At 75.0% G+C, this 15432-nt stretch carries 13 protein-coding genes; 7 read left to right on the top strand and 6 right to left on the bottom strand.

Annotation, left to right across the window (positions count from 1 at the left end; genetic code table 11):
- Nucleotides 1–79: 79 nt before the first annotated feature.
- The gene (gene car, locus BEP24_RS09130) at nucleotides 80–3595 is read left to right on the top strand and encodes a carboxylic acid reductase (protein WP_065962576.1); all 3516 of its coding nucleotides are present in this window, start codon (nucleotides 80–82) and stop codon (nucleotides 3593–3595) included.
- 214 nt (nucleotides 3596–3809) lie between these two features.
- The gene (locus BEP24_RS09125) at nucleotides 3810–4736 is read left to right on the top strand and encodes an aldo/keto reductase family oxidoreductase (RefSeq protein ID WP_139266513.1); all 927 of its coding nucleotides are present in this window, start codon (nucleotides 3810–3812) and stop codon (nucleotides 4734–4736) included.
- Nucleotides 4737–4796: 60 nt separating this feature from the next.
- On the opposite strand, the gene BEP24_RS09120 is transcribed toward BEP24_RS09125, so the two are convergent.
- The 4 genes from BEP24_RS09120 to BEP24_RS09105 form a co-directional block, all read right to left on the bottom strand.
- Nucleotides 4797–4997 carry a hypothetical protein gene (locus tag BEP24_RS09120; protein ID WP_141693410.1) on the bottom strand — a complete coding sequence of 67 codons (201 nt, stop codon included), beginning with the start codon at nucleotides 4995–4997 and terminating at the stop codon, nucleotides 4797–4799.
- A gap of 55 nt (nucleotides 4998–5052) precedes the next feature.
- Entirely contained in the window at nucleotides 5053–6771 is a 1719-nt protein-coding gene (locus BEP24_RS09115) for a serine/threonine-protein kinase (protein ID WP_083230246.1), read from the bottom strand.
- Nucleotides 6772–6804: 33 nt separating this feature from the next.
- Nucleotides 6805–7668, bottom strand: a complete 864-nt coding sequence (locus BEP24_RS09110; RefSeq protein ID WP_083230245.1) for a phosphatase PAP2 family protein — start codon at nucleotides 7666–7668, stop codon at nucleotides 6805–6807.
- A 104-nt stretch (nucleotides 7669–7772) separates the two neighbouring features.
- A complete protein-coding gene (locus BEP24_RS09105) occupies nucleotides 7773–9458 on the bottom strand; it encodes a bifunctional 3'-5' exonuclease/DNA polymerase (protein WP_065962571.1) in 1686 nt (561 codons plus the stop codon).
- Between the two features lie 91 nt (nucleotides 9459–9549).
- Between BEP24_RS09105 and BEP24_RS09100 the strand changes: the two genes are divergently transcribed.
- Genes BEP24_RS09100 through BEP24_RS09090 form a run of 3 tightly spaced genes read left to right on the top strand, consistent with a single transcriptional unit; the run spans nucleotide 9550 to nucleotide 12439 of the window.
- On the top strand, nucleotides 9550–10617 hold the full coding sequence (locus tag BEP24_RS09100; protein WP_253181641.1) for an ABC transporter substrate-binding protein: 1068 nt from the start codon (nucleotides 9550–9552) through the stop codon (nucleotides 10615–10617).
- A 41-nt stretch (nucleotides 10618–10658) separates the two neighbouring features.
- Complete coding sequence (locus tag BEP24_RS09095) at nucleotides 10659–11678, top strand: iron chelate uptake ABC transporter family permease subunit (protein ID WP_065962582.1); 1020 nt, start codon at nucleotides 10659–10661, stop codon at nucleotides 11676–11678.
- Nucleotides 11675–12439 (top strand): ABC transporter ATP-binding protein, encoded by a 765-nt coding sequence (locus BEP24_RS09090; RefSeq protein ID WP_065962570.1) that lies wholly within the window; start codon nucleotides 11675–11677, stop codon nucleotides 12437–12439. Before BEP24_RS09095 ends, BEP24_RS09090 begins: the two co-directional genes overlap by 4 nt.
- Before the next feature lie 24 nt (nucleotides 12440–12463).
- Here the strand turns inward: BEP24_RS09090 and BEP24_RS09085 are convergent, their stop codons facing one another.
- The gene (locus BEP24_RS09085; protein ID WP_065962567.1) at nucleotides 12464–12712 is read right to left on the bottom strand and encodes a hypothetical protein; all 249 of its coding nucleotides are present in this window, start codon (nucleotides 12710–12712) and stop codon (nucleotides 12464–12466) included.
- A gap of 101 nt (nucleotides 12713–12813) precedes the next feature.
- Between BEP24_RS09085 and BEP24_RS09080 the strand changes: the two genes are divergently transcribed.
- Nucleotides 12814–13035, top strand: a complete 222-nt coding sequence (locus BEP24_RS09080) for a hypothetical protein (protein WP_065962566.1) — start codon at nucleotides 12814–12816, stop codon at nucleotides 13033–13035.
- A gap of 15 nt (nucleotides 13036–13050) precedes the next feature.
- On the opposite strand, the gene BEP24_RS09075 is transcribed toward BEP24_RS09080, so the two are convergent.
- Complete coding sequence (locus BEP24_RS09075; protein WP_065962565.1) at nucleotides 13051–14442, bottom strand: L-serine ammonia-lyase; 1392 nt, start codon at nucleotides 14440–14442, stop codon at nucleotides 13051–13053.
- Nucleotides 14443–14569: 127 nt separating this feature from the next.
- Here BEP24_RS09075 and BEP24_RS09070 point away from each other — a divergent pair, with 127 nt between their 5' ends.
- Nucleotides 14570–15388: a shikimate 5-dehydrogenase gene (locus BEP24_RS09070; RefSeq protein ID WP_065962563.1), complete on the top strand. Its 819-nt coding sequence runs from the start codon at nucleotides 14570–14572 to the stop codon at nucleotides 15386–15388.
- Nucleotides 15389–15432 lie beyond the last annotated feature (44 nt).

Here is a 15432-nt window from a genome sequence, read left to right as displayed (position 1 = left end):
CGGGGGCGGGGGCGGCGCTCGCTGAGCGCCGGGACGGGTGCGCAGGGGCGCGCTCGACGGAACGACGAAGGGGCGAACGATGGAGCAGGCAGTGCAGGCACACGACGTGCAGGGACGGGACGAGCAGGGGCTCGTGGACACCTCGGTCGAGGCGGTGTTCGCACAGCACGCCGACCGACCCGCCCTGCGGCACCGGGACGGCGCGACCGTCACGGACACGAGCTACCGGGAGCTGTGGGAGCGGGCGGGCGCGGTGGCGGCGGCCCTCGGTGAGACCGTCACGCCCGGGGACCGGATCGCGGTGCTCGGTGCCCCGACCGCCGACCTCCTGACGCTCGACCTGGCCGCGTGGATCCTCGGCGCGGTGAGCGTGCCGCTGCAGGCGAGCGCACCCGTCGGGGCGCTCCGCGCGATCGTCGACGAGACCGAGCCCGTGTGGCTCGGCGTCACGGCGGAGCACGCGGCGACGGCCCGGGCGGTGACCGAGGGGACGGACGCCGACGTGCGGACGGTGCTGCTCGACGGCACCGGCAGCGAGGACGGTGACGGCAGCGGAGACAGCGCCGGCAGCGAGGACGGCGACGGCAGCGACGCCGCTGCCGCCCCCGCGACCCTGGAGGCGCTCGTGCGCCGCGGTGCCGGGCTCCCCCGTCCGACCCCGTGGCAGCCCGCGCCGGGCGAGGACCCGCTCGCGCTCCTGCTCTACACGTCGGGCAGCACCGGCACCCCGAAGGGCGCGATGTACACCCGCGCCATGGTCGAGCGGCTGTGGCACGCGCTGCGCCCCGACTCCGCGGCCCCCGACGCGACGACCGCCCCGGCCGAGGCCGCCCCGGCCGCCGATGTCGTCGGCTACGCCTACCTGCCGTTGAGCCACCTGACCGGCCGCGCCGCCGTGCTCGCGACCCTCGGCCGGGGCGGGACGGTGGCCCTCGCGACCTCGACCGACCTGTCGACCCTGTTCGACGACCTGCGCGTGTACACCCCGACCGAGCTGGTCCTCGTGCCGCGCGTGGCCGAGATGATCCGGCAGGAGGGCGAGCGCGAGGAGCAGCGACGGACGGCCGCGGCCGGCGCCGACTCCGACCCCGCGGCAGTCCGCGCCGCCGTGCAGGCCGACCTGCGGGTCCGTGCCCTCGGCGGTCGGGTGCGTCAGGCGATCTGCGCGAGCGCCCCGCTCACCCCCGAGCTGCGCGCGTACATCGAGGGGTGCCTCGGCACGACCCTGCACGACCTGTACGGCTCGACCGAGGCCGGCAGCATCCTCCGCGACGGCGTCGTCCAGCAGCCGCCCGTCACCGAGCACAAGCTCGTCGACGTCCCCGAGCTCGGCTACCGGGTCACCGACCGGCCGCACCCCCGCGGCGAGCTGCTCGTGAAGAGCACGGCCGTGATCCCCGGCTACTTCCGTCGCCCGGACGTCACCGCCGCGGTGTTCGACGAGGACGGCTTCTACCGGACCGGCGACGTCATGGCACAGACCGGCCCGGACACCTACGAGTACCTCGACCGCCGGAACAACGTCATCAAGCTGTCGCAGGGCGAGTTCGTCGCCGTCGCCGCGCTCGAGGCGGTGTACGGCGGCACGCCCGAGGTCCGCCAGGTCGCCCTGCACGGCGACAGCCGGCACGCGTTCCTGCTCGCCGTGGTCGTCCCCGAGGACCCGGCCGCGACCGAGCACGACGTCCTCGCCGCCCTGCAGCGCACCGCGCGCGAGCACGGTCTCGCCCCGTACGAGGTCCCCCGCGGCGTGATCGTCGAGCCGGACCCCTTCACGGTCGAGAACGGCATGCTCTCCGACGCCCGGAAGCTCCTCCGCCCGCGCTTCACCGAGCGGTACGGCGAGCGCTTCGCCGCCGTGTACGACGCCGTCGCCGAGCAGCAGAGCGGCACCCTCGTCGCCGCGCTCCGGGAACACGTGGCGGACGAGCCGACGGTCGACACCGTGGTCCGGGCCGCCCGCGAGTTCCTCGGCGCCGAGGTGTCCACCGAGACCGCCGCGGCCGCACGCTTCTCGGACCTCGGCGGGGACTCGCTGTCCGCGCTGACGTTCTCGGGGATCCTCGAGGACGTGTTCGAGGCCGAGGTCCCCGTCGGCGTCATCACCGACCCGACGAACGACCTCGCCGCCGTGGCCGCGTACGTCGAGCGCACCGCCGCCGAGGACCGACCGACCGTGACGCGCGTGCACGGTGCCGACCCGACCGTGCTGCGCGCGGAGGACCTGCGCCTCGACCGCCTGCTCGGCACGGTGCCCGAACCGGTCACCCGGGCCACGAACGAAGGACAGGGCCGCACCAGCACCAGCACCGACCCAGACACCAGCGCGGGCACCGGCGCCGGCACCACGCCCCGCACGGTCCTGCTCACCGGCGCGAACGGCTACCTCGGCCGCTTCACCGCGATCGACTGGCTGGAGCGGCTGGCCCCCGTCGGCGGCACGCTGGTCTGCCTGGTCCGCGGTGCCGACGACGCCGACGCCCGCCGCCGACTCGAGGCCGCGTTCACCGCCGACCCCGCGTTCGCCGCGCGCTTCGCGGAGCTCGGCGGTGCGCTCGAGGTCGTCGCCGGCGACGTCAGCGAGCACCTGCTCGGACTCGACGAGGGCCGGTGGCACGACCTCGCGGCGCGGGTGGACCTCGTCGCGCACGTCGCCGCGCTCGTGAACCACGTGCTGCCCTACACGGCGCTGTTCGGCCCGAACGTCGTCGGCACCGCCGAGGTCCTGCGCCTCGCGATCGCCGCCGGGAGCGTGCCCGTGACGTTCGTGTCGAGCGTCGCGGTCGCCGGCGGTGCCCGCCCGAGCGCCACCGAGGACGTCGCACCCGACGTCCCCGCGGCGCTGCTCGAACGCGCCGACGTCCGGACGACGATCCCGACGTGGACGATCGCCGACGAGTACGCGAACGGCTACGGCGCGAGCAAGTGGGCGAGCGAGGTGCTGCTCCACGACGCGCACGAGCGGTACGGCGTGCCGGTCGCGGTGTTCCGCTCGGACATGGTCCTGGCACACCCGCGGTGGCGCGGCCAGGTGAACCTGCCCGACGTCTTCACCCGGCTGGTCTGGAGCGTGCTCGCGACCGGGCTCGCCCCGGCGTCGTTCGTGCAGCCCGGCCCGGACGGCGGTCGGCAGCGCTCGCACTACGACGGGCTGCCGGCGGACTTCACGGCCGCCGCGATCGACGCGATCGGCGCCGCGGTCACCGAGGGGTACCGGACCTTCAACGTCGTGAACCCGCACGACGACGGCGTCTCGCTCGACACCTTCGTCGACTGGCTCGTCGAGGACGGGCACCCGGTCGAGCGGGTCGCCGACCACGCCGAGTGGGTCACGCGGTTCCGGGACGCCCTCACGGCACTGCCGGAGGAGGACCGTGCACGCTCGGTCCTGCCCCTCCTGCACGCGTTCGCCGCACCGGAGGCGCCGCACGCCGGCTCGTCGATCCCCGCCGACGACTTCGCCGCCGCGGTCCGCGACGTCCGGCCGCTCGGCTCGCCGGAGATCCCGCCGCTCGACCACGCGCTCATCAGCAAGGTCGCGGACGACCTGACGTACCTGGGCCTGCTCGCCCCGGCGCACGTCGGGGCGCGCTGACGGACCGCTGACGCGTCGGACGGGAGGCGCGGCGCCCGACCGCCACGCGCCTCCCGTCCGCCCCTGGCCACCCGTCGGACGGGAGGCGCGGCGCCCGTCCGCCACGCGCCTCCTGTCCGCCCCCTGGTCGCGCCGGGGCGCCCGGTGTCCCCGCGACGTCGGTGGCACCGACAGGGCCTGCCTGGCCCGGTGCGCCCCTGGCAGGATCGGGCGCGTGAAGACACTGGAGTTGCCACAGACCGACCTCACCGCGTCCGACGTCGTCGTCGGGCTCATGCGGATCACCGACATGAGCGACGAGGAGATCCGGTCGCTCTACGCCGCCTCCCGGGACGCCGGCGTCACGATGTTCGACCACGCCGCGATCTACGGCGGCTGGCACGGCTGCGAGGCCCGCTTCGGCGAGGCCGTCACGCTGTCGTCCTCCGAGCGCGGGGCGATCCAGCTGCAGACCAAGGTCGGCATCCGGCAGGGGTACTTCGACTTCTCGTACGAGCACATCGTCGAGTCGGTGCACGACTCGCTCGAGGCCCTGCGCACGGACTACGTCGACGTCCTGCTCCTGCACCGCCCCGACGCCCTGGTCGAGCCGGAAGAGGTCGCCCGCGCGTTCGACGAGCTGCACGCCGCCGGCAAGGTGCACCACTTCGGCGTCTCGAACCACACCCCCGGCCAGGTCGAGCTGCTGAAGCGGTCGGTCCGGCAGCCGCTCGCGTTCAACCAGGTGCAGCTGAGCATCACGCACGCGAACGTCATCGCGCAGGGCGTCGCCGCGAACATGGGCGGGCTCGACCAGTCCGTCGACCGGGACAACGACGTCCTCAACCACGCGCGGATGAACGGGATCACGCTGCAGGCCTGGTCGCCGTTCCAGAAGGGCTTCTTCGACGGGGTGTTCCTGGGCGACCGGGAGCACTACGCCGAGCTGAACGACGTGCTCGACGAGGTCGCCGCCGCCCACGGGGTGACCCCGACCGGCATCGCGGTGGCGTGGATCACCCGGCACCCCGCGCACTTCCAGGTGGTGCTCGGCACGACGAACCCCCAGCGCGTCCGGGACGCCGCGGCCGGGTCGGACGTCGTGCTGTCACGCGAGGAGTGGTACCGGATCTTCACGGCGGCGGGGCACACCGTCCCCTGAGCCGCTGAGCTCCCCGAGGCGCTCGGTGGGGCGCCGGTCGGGGTGGCCGGCGTCGCCCGCTCAGTCCTCGGTGGGCGCGCTCGGCACGTCGACGTCCACCGGGGACACCCGGGTCGGGTCCGCCGTGGCGCCGTCGACGACGTCGAACGAGATCCCCAGCGCGGCCGCGGTGTCCGCGTCGAGCTCGAGGCCGTCCTCCGTCACCTCGTCCTCCGGGATCGCGCGGCCACCGGACGGGTCGAAGGAGTTCGCGAACGACATGCGGACGAGCATGCCCGTGGTCGCTTGGTGGACGCCGGGAGGTCGCCGTCGCGTCTCAGCCGATGGCGGGCGCCGTCGTCGGCACCGCGACGCTCTCCGTACCGGTGACAGCGCCCGTGTCGGTGCCCGTCCGTGTGCGCTTGTCGCTCGTGGTGTCCACGGCACCCGCGCCCTTGTCCTTGCCCTTGCCGCCGGTCGCCCCGGGTCCGCCGCTGCCGGGTCCGGTCCCGGTGCCGCCCTGCGGTGCCTGCACGGGGTTCGACGCCGGACCGCCGGGCTGCGGGCCCACGGTCGGGTCGTCGGCGGGCTGGCTCGGCTCCTGCTGCGCGGGCTCGCTCGGTTCCTGCTGCGCCGGCTCGCTGGGCTGCTCCTCGGGCTCGCTCGGCTGCTGCTCGGCGGGCTCGCTCGGCTCGTCGTCGGTGCCGCTCGTGGGCTCCGAGGACGGGCTGGCGGGCTGGCTCGACTCGGTCGGGGCAGGGGTGCTGCCGTCCCGACCCGACGCGAACAGGGCGAACCCGATGCCCGCGAGCACGAGGAGCCCGACCACGACGGCCGCGATCACGAGGCCACGTCGGCGGCCGGAGCCGTCCGTGTCCCGGCCCGCGCCGCCCGCGCCGCGTCCCCCGGCAGCACCGCCCGCGGCACCGGCACCGGCGCCCGCACCGGCAGCAGCTGCACCGCCCCGGCTCCCCTGCGTCCCGAGGATCGTCGTGGCGACGTCGTCCTGCCCGCCCGAGCCCGCACCGGCCGGACGACCGGCACCGCTCTGCCCGAGCACCGCCGTGCGGTCGTACGCGCGCGTCGCGGTGTCCGGCGCACCGGGCGTCGCCATCGCCTGGGTCGCCGCGTCGCCGTGGGCGGGGTCTGCGCCGAATCCGAGTGCGGCACCGGCAGCGGCACCGGCGGCTCCGGCGGCGGCGCGCGTCATGGTCCCGGGTCCGCCGGGCAGCAGCTGCGTCGCCGGAGCGGCGTCGTCACGGCCGAGGGCACGGAGCCGCTGGGCCGCCTCGGCCGCGGTGGGCCGCTCGGCGGGGTCCTGCGCCGTCATCACGTGCAGCAGCGTGCGCCACGCCGTCGGCAGGTGCTGGTCGATCTCCGGCCCGCGGGTCAGCCGTGCGGTCGCCGACTCCACCGCACTACCGGGGAAGGGCCGCTCCCCGGTCAGGCACTGGAGCAGCACGAGGCCGAGGGCGTACACGTCGGCCTTGCCGGTGACCTCGCGGCCCGTGACCTGCTCGGGCGAGATGTAGGCGGCCGTGCCGATCACGGTGCCGGTGCCGGTGACCCGGGCGGCGTCGCGGAGCAGGGCGATGCCGAAGTCGGCGAGCTTGACGTGCTCCCCGTCGCTCTCGAGCAGCACGTTCGCAGGCTTCACGTCGCGGTGGACGATGCCCTGCGCGTGCACCGCCGCCAGGCCGTCGGCCACCTGGGACCCGACGCGGGCGGTCGTCCCCGGGTCGAGCGGCCCCTCGCGCAGGCGGGTGTCGAGGTCGCTGCCGGGGACGAGCTCCATCACCAGGTACGAGTCGCCGTCGACGTCGTCGAGCGCGGCGTCGTACAGGGTCACGAGCGCGGGGCTGCGGAGTGCGGCGAGGGTGTGCATCTCGGCCTCGGCGCGTGCCCGTTCGCCGTGGTCCACCGCGCCGATGCGGAACACCTTGACGGCGACCTCGCGTCCGAGCTGCTCGTCGACGGCCCGGTACACCGATGCCATGCCCCCGTGTCCGAGGGTTCCCGTGACGCGGTACCTGCCGCCGAAGAGCCGATCTGCCATGCCTCGGAACCTACCGTGGCCGCCTGACCACGCTCAGCGGCGGACCGGGTCCGCGCCGCGGTGCAGGGCGGTCAGGTAGAGCCGGTGGGCGGTCACCACGAGGGCCAGCCAGGCGAGGCCGAGTGCCCACGCCGCCAGGACGTCGGTGGTCCAGTGGTGCCCGAGGAACACCCGCGAGACGCCGACGGACAGCACGAACAGGGTGCCGACGACGATCGTCCGCACCCGGGTCACGGTGCGGGACTGGCGCAGGATGAGCAGGTAGACGATCGTGCCGACCACCACGGTGGCGTTGAGCGTGTGCCCGGACGGGAACGACGGCGAGTGCTCGTACGGCGGCACGGCGTCGGACAGCGGGGGACGTGCCCGCCCGATGAGGTCCTTGCCGGCGATCGTCATGAGGAGCGATCCTCCGCTCGCGGCGACGAGCAGCACGAACGGCGTCCAGGCGCGGCGCTGCACGGTGAACCCGACGAGGAAGCCGACGGCGACGATCGGCATCCCGATCGTCCCCGCGATGTCGGTCCACCACGTGACCGCGCGGTCGGCGAACGGGGAGCGCAGCGTGAGCATCCAGTCGAGCACCGGCCGGTCGAGCACGGCGACGTCGTCGGAGGCGCGGACGGCGTCGTAGACCTCGGAGGCCGCCCACGTCGCGGTCACGGCGACGCCGATCCCGACGAGCAGCGTGAGGACGAGCACCGGGAGCGCGCCGTAGCGGCGTCCGGCAGCGGCCCAGGCCTCGGCGGTGGCGTGGCCGGCGCGGGACCGCCAGGACGTCAGGTCGACCGTGCCGACGTGCCGGTCGACGTCCGCCGAGGCCCGCTCCGCCTGCTCGGCCTGCCGGGCGACCGCGCGGACGGGCCGGTCCGGCTCCTCGTGCTCCGCTCGCTGCATCGCCCCACCCTGCACGCACGCACCTGCGAGCGCTCGGGCACGACGCACCCGCGAGCGCACGGGCACGACCCGCCGTCCGCAACCGCGATCGCTCGGACCGGCCGTCAGTCCTTGGCCGAGCCGTAGTCCCGCACGGTCGACACCGACAGCGGGAACACGATCGGGAAGTCCCGGAACAGCAGCCGCCCGGCCTCCTCCGCCGCGGCCCGGACCTGCTCGGCCACCCACGCGGCGTGCTCGACCGGCGTGTGCACCACGATCTCGTCGTGCACGAAGAACACCAGGTGCGGCCCGGCCGTCACCGGCCCGGGGAACCGCGCGGCGAGCCGTGCCCGCAGCGACCCCATCCACGCGAGCGCCCACTCCGCCGCCGTGCCCTGCACCACGAAGTTGCGGGTGAACCGGCCCCAGCTCCGCGACCGCGACTCGACGGCCCGCTGCTGCGCCGTGGTGCCCTCGACCGACCACGCCCGGTTGCGCGCGGCGAACCAGGCCTCGTCGGGGACGGGCGACGTCCGGCCGAGCAGCGTCGTCACGGGCTCGCCGCGCTCCCCCGCCCGGGCCGCGCGGTCGACCAGGCCGAGCGCCGCCGGGAACGCCCGCGCCAGACGGGGCACGAGCCGTCCCGCGTCGCCCTGCGTCGCGCCGTACATCGCGCCGAGCATCGCACCCTTGGCCTGCTGCCGCGTCTCGACGGCCCCCGAGGCGACGACGCCGTCGTACAGGTCGCGTCCGTCCCCGGCGGTCGCCATCGCCCGGTCGCCGGCCATCGCGGCGAGGACGCGCGGTTCGAGCTGGGCGGCGTCGGCGACGACGAACGCCCAGCCCTCGTCGGCGACCACGGCGGCGCGGACGGTCCGCGGCAGCTGCATCGCTCCGCCACCGTCCGCCGCCCAGCGCCCGGTGACGACCCCGCCGACGACGTACCGCGGGTGGAACCGGCCGTCCTGGACCCACTCGTCGAGCCACGCCCACCCGTTGGCGGTCAGCAGCCGGGACAGCCGCTTGTACTCGAGCAGCGGGGCGATCACCGGGTGGTCGAGCTCCTGCAGCTCCCACTTGCGCGTGCTCGTCACCGCGAGCCCGGCCGCCCGCAGCGCCCGGAGCACGTCGGTGGGCGAGTCCGGGTTGAGCGCGGGGTCGCCCAGGGCTTCCCGCAGCTCGACCGCGAGCTCCTCGAGCCGGCGCGGCCGCACCCCGGGCGGCACCCGCGGTCCGAGCGCGTCCTCGAGCAGCCGCTCGTGCACGTCCCGCCGCCACGGCAGGCCGGCGTGCAGCACCTCGGCGGCGACGAGCGCGCCCGCGGACTCCGCCGTCGTGAGCAGCCGGAGCGCTCCGGGCGTCGTCGACGCGGCCACCGCGTCGAGCTGCGCGCGCAGCTCGACGACCGGATCGGCGTCGTCGTCGGGGGGCGCGACGGTGAAGAGCGCGTCGTCGAACAGCCGGGCCTGCGTCGGGCGGGTGACCCGCGCCTCCAGACCGGGTCCGTCCCAGGTGTCCTCGGGAGCCGCGGCGAGCGCCGTGCCCCGCGTCGCGAGCGCGTGCCGCAGGATGCGGCGGGTCAGCCGCAGGTCGGTGCAGCGGCCGACGCGGCCGCCGGCCGCGAGGACGGCCGGGTACCAGCGCGCGGTGTCGTCCCAGACCCAGCGCACGTCCGGTCCGTCGTGGGCCGCGACGAAGGCCGGGAGGCGCGGCTCGTCCAGGCGGGTCGGCGCACCGGCCGACTCCCCCGCGTCGGTCAGGGGCGTCGCGGTGACGCCGCCGTCGACGCGGTGGAGGACGAGGTGCACCCGACGATCATGCCGTGCGCCACCGTCCCCGGCGTGCGGGGGCCGATCGGTGACGTGTCGTCGAGCGCGAGGTTAGGTTAGCCTCTCCTTCGTGCTCCACGTGCTCCGGTCCCACGCTGCCCGCCCACCACTCGTCGCCGGCGTCGTCGCCCTCGCGCTCCTCGCGCTCACCGGCTGCGGTGCCTCCGAGGCGGTCCCGCAGGCGACCGGCACCGCGACGGCCGGCGAGGGCACCACGTCCTACCCGCTCACGATCGAGGACTGTGGTCGGCGGGTCACCGTCGAGTCCGCCCCGCAGCGCATCGTGTCGCTCGACCAGAACTCCACCGAGATCCTGCTGTCCCTCGGCCTCGCGGACCGGATGGTGGGCACCGCCTCGTGGACCGACCCGGTCCTGCCGAGCCTGGCCGCCGCGAACGAGCGGGTCCCCCGGCTGTCCGACAACGCCCCCACCTACGAGGTGCTGCTCGACGCACGGCCCGACTTCGTGACCGCGTCGTTCGGCCGCCACTACGGGCAGGGCGGTGTCGCGAGCCGTGAGCGCCTCGCCGAGACCGGCATCGGCTCGTACCTGTCCCCGACCGACTGCGAGGGCGACGTCAGCATCAACGGCGGCGGCAAGCGCACGCAGGCCCTCACCACCGAGCAGCTCTACCGCGAGATCCACGACCTCGCCGTGGTGTTCGACGTGCAGCGCCGCGGCGCCGCCCTGGTCGCCGAGCTGCGCGCCCGCGCCGAGGCCGCCACCGCGCGCACCGACCTCGACGGCCAGCGGGCGTTCTTCTGGTTCGCCGACACGAAGACGCCCTACGTCGCGGGCGGTCTCGGGTCGGGGCAGCTCCTGGCCGACGAGACCGGACTCGACAACGTGTTCCGGTCGTCGCGCGACGACTGGCCCGCGGTCGGGTGGGAGCAGGTGGTCGCCGCCGACCCGCAGGTGATCGTGCTCGGCGACCTCCAGCGCGACCGGTTCCCCGGCGACCGGCTCGACGACAAGATCGCCTTCCTCGAGCACGACCCGCTGACGAAGGACCTCGACGCGGTCCGGAACCACCGGTTCGTCGCGCTGCACGGCGCCGAGCTCAACCCGTCCATCCGGTTCGTCGACGGCCTCGAGAAGATCGCGCACTGGTCCGCCGAGCACGGGGACGACCGGTGAGCACGGCGCTCCGACGCGGTGTCGGGTGGCGGCCGTCGCCCCTGGCCCGCTCGCTGGTCGTGACGGGCGCGGTGCTGGTCGGCGTCGTCGCGGTCGCGCTGTCCGTCGGCGCCGCGGCGACGCTCGGGCCGGCCGACGTGTCGCTCGTCAACGTGCGCGACGTCCTGCTCAACCACCTCGCGTCCGCGCAGATCCCGGTCACCGAGACCGACGACGCGATCGTCTGGCAGGAGCGACTGCCCCGGGCACTCGTCGCGGCCGCCAGCGGAGCCGGGCTCGGTCTGTGCGGCGTCGTCCTGCAGGCGCTGCTCCGGAACCCGCTCGCGGACCCGTTCGTCCTCGGCGTCTCGTCCGGGGCGTCGACCGGTGCGGTGCTGATCGGCGTCCTCGGGGTCGGTGGCGGGGCGCTCGGGCTGTCGTCGGGCGCCTTCTTCGGGGCGCTGCTCGCGTTCGGACTCGTCCTGCTGCTCGCGCGGTACACCTCGAACGGCTCGCAGGGCATCGTCCTCGCCGGGGTCGCCGGGACGCACCTGTTCTCGGCGGTGACCTCGTTCGTGGTGTTCGCCTTCGCGGACGCCGACGCCACCCGGGGCGTGATGTTCTGGCTGCTCGGCTCGCTCGAGGGCATGCGGTGGCCGCAGGTCTGGCTCGCGGTCGGCACGGTCACGGTGGGCGCCGTCGTCACTCTCGTCGCGGCGCGCAGCCTCGACGCGTTCGCGTTCGGCGACGACGTCGCGGCCTCGCTCGGCGTGCACGTGCAGCGCACCCGCGTGCTGCTGCTCGTCGCGACCGCCCTGCTCACCGCGGTCCTGGTCAGCATCGCCGGGGCGATCGGCTTCGTCGGGCTCGTCCTGCCGCACGCCGCCCGCCTGCTCGTCGGGGAACGGCACCGACGCGTGGTCCCCGTCACGATCCTGCTCGGCGCGCTCTTCATGACCTGGGTCGACACCGTGTCCCGCGTGGCGTTCCAGCCGACCGCGCTGCCGGTCGGGGTCGGCACCGCGCTCGTGGGCGTCCCGGCCTTCGTCGCCCTGCTCGTGCACCGGCGGTCGCGCTCGTGACCGTCACCGCGCGCGAGGTCGTCTGGAGCCGCGGCGGCCGCATCGTCGTCGACGGCGTCTCCCTGCACCCCGAGCCGGGCACGACGGTCGGGCTGCTCGGCCCGAACGGCTCCGGCAAGTCCTCGCTCATCCGCCTGCTCCAGGGGGCCGCTCGACCCGACGCCGGGCAGGTCGAGCTCGACGGTGCACCGGTCACCGGTCGCTCCCGCCGCGACGTCGCCCGGCGCATCGCCACCGTCACGCAGCACGCCGAGACCGACGCCGCGCTCACGGTCCGCGACGTCGTCGAGCTCGGGCGCATCCCGCACCGGACGGTCCTCGGCGGGGACCGCGCACGGGACGCCACCGCGGTGGACGCCGCCCTCCGTCAGGTCGGGTTGGCCGACCGCGCCGACGCGTCGTGGCACCGGCTGTCCGGCGGGGAACGCCAGCGCGCCCAGATCGCCCGGGCGCTCGCGCAGGAGCCGACCGAGCTGCTCATGGACGAGCCGACGAACCACCTGGACGTCCGGCACCAACTCGACCTGCTGCGGTTGGTCGCCGACCTGCCGGTGACGACCGTGGTGGCCCTGCACGACCTCAACCTCGCCGCCGCGCACTGCGACGCGGTCGTGGTGCTCGCGGCCGGTCGCGCGGTCGCTGCCGGCACCCCTGAGGACGTGCTCACCGAGGAGCTCGTCGCCGAGGTCTACGGCGTGCGCGCGATCCGGGTGCGGCGGCCCGACACCGGTCGACTGGCGCTCCTGTTCGACACGCTCTGACCGACGGGCGCCGACTGGCCGGGGTCAGTGCCGGTGCGTCGTGTCCTGCTGCTCGTCGGTCCGCGGGTCGCTCGCGGTCGCGTCGCCCGGGCGGACCGCCGCGGTGTCCGCGACGTCGATCCGCACGGTGCCGTCCTGCGCCTCGGAGACCTCGACGCGGGGGTCGGCGTCGTGCGCGTCCGAGCCGGACATGCGCCGCAGGGTGTCCTGCCGTCGCTCGTCGAAGGTCATGTCGACACCGTCGTCGAGGTGGTCGCGGTCGGGCTCGCTCATGGGCCGGACGCTACCCGGGAGCGTCCGGGAGCGTCCGCGGCGACGGGTGAGCGGGCCTCGCCGATTCGGTGCGCGAAGTGGACATCCCGCATGATGGGCGGATGGAAACCGAACTCACACGTCCCGCACGCTGGCGTCCGGTCACCACCGACGACGTCCCGATGCACGCCGTGGTGCGGTTCCACGACCGCGGGCTGCTCGTCGAGGGCACGGCCGTCGACGTCCTCGACGGCAACAGCCGACCGCTCCTGGTGGTCCGGGCCGAGGACGGTCAGCACCACGTCGCGCCGGAGTCCTGCTCGCTGGAGATGCAGGAGGGCTGACCCGCCGTCCGCTCCTCAGCAGAGCGGGACGTTCACCGCCAGACCGCCCATCGCGGTCTCCTTGTACTTCGTCGACATGTCGGCGCCGGTCTGCCGCATCGTCTCGACGACCTGGTCGAGCGACACGTGGTGCACGCCGTCGCCGCGCAGGGCCATCCGCGCCGCGTTGATCGCCTTGTTCGCCGCGATCGCGTTCCGCTCGATGCACGGGATCTGCACGAGGCCGCCGATCGGGTCGCAGGTCAGCCCGAGGTTGTGCTCCATCGCGATCTCGGCGGCGTTCTCGACCTGCTCGGGGGTGCCACCGAGGACCTCGGCGAGCCCGGCCGCGGCCATCGACGCCGCGGAGCCGACCTCGCCCTGGCAGCCGACCTCGGCCCCGGAGATCGAGGCGCGCTCCTTGTAGATCGACCCGACGGCACCGGCGGTGAGCAGGAACCGCACCACGGCGTCGTCCCGCTCGTCCGGGGCGACCTCGGACGCGTAGGTCAGGGCGTAGGAGAGCACCGCGGGGATGATCCCGGCGGCACCGTTCGTCGGCGCGGTGACGACCCGGCCCCCAGAGGCGTTCTCCTCGTTCACGGCCATCGCCGTCAGGTTCACCCACTCCATCGCGAACAGCGGGTCGTGGTGCGGGTCGTCCCGGAGCAGCTGCTCGTACCAGTTCGCCGCCCGGCGCCGGACCTCGAGCCCGCCGGGCAGGGTGCCGGTGCGCCGGATGCTGCGCTCGACGCTCTCGCGCATCACGTCGTGCACGTGCAGCAGGCCGGCGCGGACCTCGTCGGCGGTGCGCGTGACGGTCTCGTTCGCCAGGGCCACGCCGCTCACCGGCAGGCCGGACGCGGCACACGCGGCGAGCAGCTCGGCGCCGCTCGAGAACGGGTACGGGACGGCGTCGTCCACCGGGATGGCGGCCTCCGCGACGGCAGCGGTGTCGGCCGGCGCGGCGTCGCCGTCGCTCGTCACGAACCCGCCGCCGATCGAGTAGTACGTCTCCTCGTCCAGCACGGTCCCGGCGGCGTCGCGCGCGACGAGGCGCATCGCGTTCGGGTGCCGCGGCAGCATGGTCAGCGGGTGGAGGACGATGTCGGCCTGCCGCAACGGCACGACCGTGCCACCGGCCAGCCGGAGCTGCCCCGTGCGCTCGGTCTCGGCGAGTGACGCTGCCATCTCGTCCGGGTCGACCGTCTCCGGGTCGGACCCCGTCAGCCCCGCGAGGACCGCACCGAGCGTGCCGTGCCCGTGCCCCGTCGACGCGAGGGACCCGTACAGGTGCACGTCCACCGCGGCCACCGGCGCTCCGGCGACCCGTGCGGCGAACGACGCACCGGCACGCATCGGCCCGACGGTGTGGGAGCTCGACGGGCCGATCCCGACGCTGAACAGGTCGAACACGGAGACGGGCATCCCGTCACACTAACCCGTCCGGACGGGACGCCGGTCAGCGGTCGACGTGCACGCTCGACGACGCGGATGGTGGACCGCTCCATCGGCACGGGAGCGGGGGACGCCCGGACGTGCGAGACTCTCCGGCATGCCCATCCTGAACAAGGACATGCAGGTCAGCATCTCGCTCGCCGCACGCCCGAGCAACATCGGCACCCGCTTCCACAACTTCCTGTACGACGAGCTCGGCATCAACGCCGTCTACAAGGCGTTCACGACGACCGACCTCCCCGGCGCGGTCGCCGGCGTGCGGGCCCTCGGCATCCGCGGCTGCTCGGTGTCGATGCCCTTCAAGGAGGCGATCATCCCCCTCGTCGACGTCGTGGAGGACTCCGCCGCGGCGATCCGGTCGGTCAACACGGTCGTGAACGACGACGGCGTGCTCACCGCGTCGAACACCGACTACGAGGCCGTCGCCGCCCTGCTCGCCTCGCACGGCGTGGACACGGCCTCCCGGGTCCTGCTGCGCGGCTCCGGCGGCATGGCGAAGGCCGTCACGGCGGCGTTCCGCGGCGCTGGTTTCGGCCACCTGACCGTCGTCGCGCGGAACGACCGGACCGGGCCGGCCCTGGCCGAGCAGTACGGCTACGGGTGGGTCGCCACCGAGGACGCCGCCGGCGACGCGGACGTCCTCGTCAACGTCACGCCGCTCGGCATGGACGGCGACCAGGCCGACACCCTCGCGTTCGCCCAGGACCGCGTCGACGCCGCGCACACGGTGTTCGACGTCGTCGCGTTCCCCTCCGAGACCCCGCTCGTGCGCGCCGGACGGGCCGCCGGCACGCACGTGGTCACGGGGGCGGAGGTCATCGCCCTCCAGGCCGCCCGGCAGTTCGAGCGGTACACGGGCGTGGCCCTGACCGACGACCAGGTCGCGCGCGCGAGCGCGTTCAGCCGGGAGCAGTAGACGCCGGTCCGCGACGGACGGGAGGCGCGTGGCGGCGCCGCCAC

The sequence above is a fragment of the Curtobacterium sp. UCD-KPL2560 genome (genome assembly GCF_001705035.1).
Lineage (GTDB): Bacteria > Actinomycetota > Actinomycetes > Actinomycetales > Microbacteriaceae > Curtobacterium.
The sequence above is the reverse complement of the archived record's forward strand: the minus strand, read 5'-3'. Positions and strand labels throughout refer to the sequence as shown.

Excerpts from the sequence above, each read along its gene's own strand:
- car (WP_065962576.1), top strand. The coding sequence starts at position 80 with ATGGAGCAGGCAGTGCAGGCACACGACGTGCAGGGACGGGACGAGCAG.
- BEP24_RS09120 (WP_141693410.1), bottom strand. The coding sequence starts at position 4,997 with ATGTCGTTCGCGAACTCCTTCGACCCGTCCGGTGGCCGCGCGATCCCG.
- BEP24_RS09115 (WP_083230246.1), bottom strand. The coding sequence starts at position 6,771 with ATGGCAGATCGGCTCTTCGGCGGCAGGTACCGCGTCACGGGAACCCTC.
- BEP24_RS09110 (WP_083230245.1), bottom strand. The coding sequence starts at position 7,668 with ATGCAGCGAGCGGAGCACGAGGAGCCGGACCGGCCCGTCCGCGCGGTC.
- BEP24_RS09085 (WP_065962567.1), bottom strand. The coding sequence starts at position 12,712 with ATGAGCGAGCCCGACCGCGACCACCTCGACGACGGTGTCGACATGACC.
- BEP24_RS09080 (WP_065962566.1), top strand. The coding sequence starts at position 12,814 with ATGGAAACCGAACTCACACGTCCCGCACGCTGGCGTCCGGTCACCACC.
- BEP24_RS09075 (WP_065962565.1), bottom strand. The coding sequence starts at position 14,442 with ATGCCCGTCTCCGTGTTCGACCTGTTCAGCGTCGGGATCGGCCCGTCG.
- BEP24_RS09070 (WP_065962563.1), top strand. The coding sequence starts at position 14,570 with ATGCCCATCCTGAACAAGGACATGCAGGTCAGCATCTCGCTCGCCGCA.